The 2,867-nt window shown below is 55.8% G+C and carries 5 protein-coding genes and 1 pseudogene; 4 read left to right on the top strand and 2 right to left on the bottom strand.

Annotated elements, in window-relative coordinates; translation table 11 throughout:
- The 3 genes from ACLL9E_RS10715 to ACLL9E_RS10705 all read left to right on the top strand — a co-directional run.
- Positions 1-186: DUF2339 domain-containing protein (locus tag ACLL9E_RS10715; protein WP_411291726.1), on the top strand; the 186-nt coding region annotated here is incomplete at its 5' end.
- A 57-nt stretch (positions 187-243) separates the two neighbouring features.
- Complete coding sequence (locus ACLL9E_RS10710) at positions 244-450, top strand: hypothetical protein (protein ID WP_411291725.1); 207 nt, start codon at positions 244-246, stop codon at positions 448-450.
- A gap of 221 nt (positions 451-671) precedes the next feature.
- The gene (locus tag ACLL9E_RS10705) at positions 672-1,004 is read left to right on the top strand and encodes a hypothetical protein (RefSeq protein ID WP_411291724.1); all 333 of its coding nucleotides are present in this window, start codon (positions 672-674) and stop codon (positions 1,002-1,004) included.
- A 13-nt stretch (positions 1,005-1,017) separates the two neighbouring features.
- On the opposite strand, the gene ACLL9E_RS10700 is transcribed toward ACLL9E_RS10705, so the two are convergent.
- Entirely contained in the window at positions 1,018-1,437 is a 420-nt protein-coding gene (locus ACLL9E_RS10700) for a VOC family protein (RefSeq protein ID WP_411291723.1), read from the bottom strand.
- The gene (locus ACLL9E_RS10695; protein WP_411291722.1) at positions 1,434-1,808 is read right to left on the bottom strand and encodes a hypothetical protein; all 375 of its coding nucleotides are present in this window, start codon (positions 1,806-1,808) and stop codon (positions 1,434-1,436) included. The genes ACLL9E_RS10700 and ACLL9E_RS10695 overlap by 4 nt, the downstream gene beginning before the upstream one ends.
- Before the next feature lie 90 nt (positions 1,809-1,898).
- On the opposite strand from ACLL9E_RS10695, the pseudogene ACLL9E_RS10690 reads away from it, so the two are divergent.
- Positions 1,899-2,867 (top strand): annotated as a pseudogene (locus tag ACLL9E_RS10690) (apolipoprotein N-acyltransferase); the annotation flags it as partial.

Raw genomic sequence — 2,867 nt, 5'->3', positions numbered from 1 at the left:
TTGCGTTTGGCAGGATTGCTGCTGCTGACATTGGTGACACTCAAGGTGTTTCTCGTCGATGCAGCTGCGCTTTCGGGCGTGTTGCGCATCCTGTCATTCCTTGGGCTTGGCATCGCGCTCATTGGGATTGGATGGGCGTATGGGCGGCTCATGCAGATAAAATCGACAAATAGCACGACAGGCTGATCGTCCCTTTGGAACTTATGCGGCATCACTTGGTTTTTAACGCCAAGGAGTTCAGTCATGGCTACTATTTTAGACATTGCAGGAAAACCATTGCCACCGCGCAACCAGTCCAAAAGTCGCCTTCGCGCGCAGGATTTCCGTGACCTGCTGAAGGTAATGATCGTGCTTGCGCTGATTATCATGGGCTATTTTACCTTCGCACCAAATAACGGATCTGCCCAATCGGCGCAAAACACACCGCAGCAGATTACCCGCGCCGGATAAACGCGCTGATAGCGTTGTCGGCGGCTTTGGCTGTCGCCTGTCGTAACGTGCTCCTCCAAATCTTGAACAAACAATGCCCACCGATTCGGTTTCGCCGCGGTAGGTCTAAAAAATAGTCAATGTTGCTCAAGGGCTTCCAAAATCCCACACCAATGCACTTGCAGGATAGACTATCGCCCGCCATCGATATGTAAAATCTGCGACGGAAAAGGGACTACAAAATGGATACCGCCTCACGCCGACTGGTGATCACCATTGCGATTTTCACAGTCATCGTCATGGCTGTCATGGCAGGGAAATTTTATTCAGATTCCAAAGAGCCCGACAGCACTGCGGCCGTGGAACCACCGCAATCGCTTAATGATGCGGCTGAAGCGGCCAGTTCCGGAGAGCCGGGGCAACAGGCTGCTTCAGAATTTTCGACCGACATTCCAACGCGAGAGGAAATTCCTGCGATTGATGGCGCGCCGTCCATGACTTTTGACAACACGCAGAGCGACAACAATGACGTGGCCAACGAAAGCACAAAGGACATCCCGGGAAATTCTCAATAAATGTGCGCTTCTTTTAGCGTGCGAACAGGTTCGCATCGTCGGCAAATGCTTTGAATTCAAGCGCATTGCCGCTTGGGTCGTAAAAGAACATCGTTGCTTGTTCGCCCGCTTGCCCTTTGAACCGGACGTAAGGCTCAATTCCGAACAGGATGCCCGCCGCCTCTACGCGCGCAGCAAGCTGCTCCCACTGGTTCATCGTCAAAACTACGCCAAAATGCGGGACAGGGACGTCATGACCATCAACTGGATTATGCGCTGATACGCTGCGCGCTGCGGCGTCGAGATGCGCGACGATCTGGTGACCAAAAAAATCGAAGTCAATCCAGTGATCCGATGACCGGCCTTCGGAACAGCCCATCACTTCGCCATAAAACCGCCGCGCTTCGGCCAAGTCATGCACAGGGAAGGCAAGATGGAAGGGACGCAGGCTCATTTCGATTTCACCGGCTTGGGCAGCGGGTTTGCCATCATATCGGCCGTTGCAAGTTCTGCCGCCATTTGCTGCGTACATGTGTTAATCCGCGCAAGGTCGCTTGGCCGGGCAAATTCGGATTTCGCGGCTTCGGCCATAGCAACTGCAACCAATTCGCGTGGCTGGCCACTTTGTGCGGTGATTCTGCTCCCGACAATTCCGGCCCAACGTTTACCCGATTGCTGAACGTCCGCCGCCTCGCGCGGGGCGGTGCCGAGCCTTTGCTTTTCCGCCAAAGTCGCAAGCACCACCACGCAGGCGATATCGCCTTGCTGGGTGTCCGTCAGTGCAGAGGGAGTCGTGGCGGCGAACATTATAGCAAATAAGATCATGCGCCTGAATTAGCAGCCACAGCGTGAACCGCAAGCAACCAGAACGTTTGTCCAATTGCTTTTGCTGCAGCAGACAGGCAAAGGCGACCCGTGCAGAAAATCAGGACCCTGCTTCACAGATTTCAGCGCTGGGCCGCACTTGGCGCTGGCGCTTTGTCCGCTTTTGGTTTTGAGCCTTGGGGGCTTTGGCCGCTTACCCTCATCTGTTTTGGTGTGCTGATTCACCTGTTGATGCAGGCGCAGGACGGCAAGCGGGCGTTCATGCTTGGCTGGCTGTTCGGGGTTGGTCATTTTGCCTTTGGCAATCAATGGATCGCGGTTGCTTTTACTTTTCAGGCGGCGATGCCCATTTGGCTCGGCTACATCGCAGTGTTGGCGCTTGCGCTGTTTCTGGCGGTCTACCCTGCCTTGGCAGCTTGGGGGGCTTATTTACTCGCTAATCCTCCCCGCTTGCGGGGAGGTGGCGCGCGCACAGCGCGTGACGGTGGGGCCAATGCAGACAACACTTCGGCTGACCTCCCGCCCCCTCCACCACCTTCGGTGGTCCCCCTCCCCGTTTCGGGGAGGAACACACTCCCCCTCATCTTCGCCTTTGCCGGGTTCTGGATCATCACCGAGTGGCTGCGCAGCTGGGTCTTTACCGGATATGTCTGGAATCCGCTGAGCGTCATCACAGTTTCCATGCCTTATGTGGCCCAACCGGCAAGTGCGATTGGCACATACGGGTTGTCAGGTATCATCATTCTCGTTGTCGGGGGCGTGTACACATTCGCGTCCTTATGGACCAGTGCCTCGCGTGACGAACGGAAGGCTGGCGGGTGGACTGGCTATTTCCTGGGTGGGCTGATCCTTTTTGCGCTCGCTGCAACCGGCATAATTGCCCGCGTTTCGCTTTTGGGCGGCTATTACCGCAGCGCCACTACACAAATGGCGCCTGTTTTCGTCACGATCGTCCAACCCAATATCTCGCAAGCCGACAAATACGCGCCCGGCTACGATGCGATCAATTTTGCCAAGCTGGCCATGAACAGTCGCCCGCTCCCCGGGCAAGGCCCACGC

Source organism: Sphingorhabdus sp., assembly GCF_046596595.1.
Classification (GTDB): Bacteria; Pseudomonadota; Alphaproteobacteria; order Sphingomonadales; family Sphingomonadaceae; genus Sphingorhabdus_B.
Note: the sequence above shows the minus strand (reverse complement) of the source record. Positions and strands in the feature narration are given on the sequence as shown.

Coding starts and splice junctions, on each gene's coding strand:
- ACLL9E_RS10705 (WP_411291724.1), top strand. CDS start 672: ATGGATACCGCCTCACGCCGACTGGTGATCACCATTGCGATTTTCACA.
- ACLL9E_RS10695 (WP_411291722.1), bottom strand. CDS start 1,808: ATGATCTTATTTGCTATAATGTTCGCCGCCACGACTCCCTCTGCACTG.
- ACLL9E_RS10700 (WP_411291723.1), bottom strand. CDS start 1,437: ATGAGCCTGCGTCCCTTCCATCTTGCCTTCCCTGTGCATGACTTGGCC.
- ACLL9E_RS10710 (WP_411291725.1), top strand. CDS start 244: ATGGCTACTATTTTAGACATTGCAGGAAAACCATTGCCACCGCGCAAC.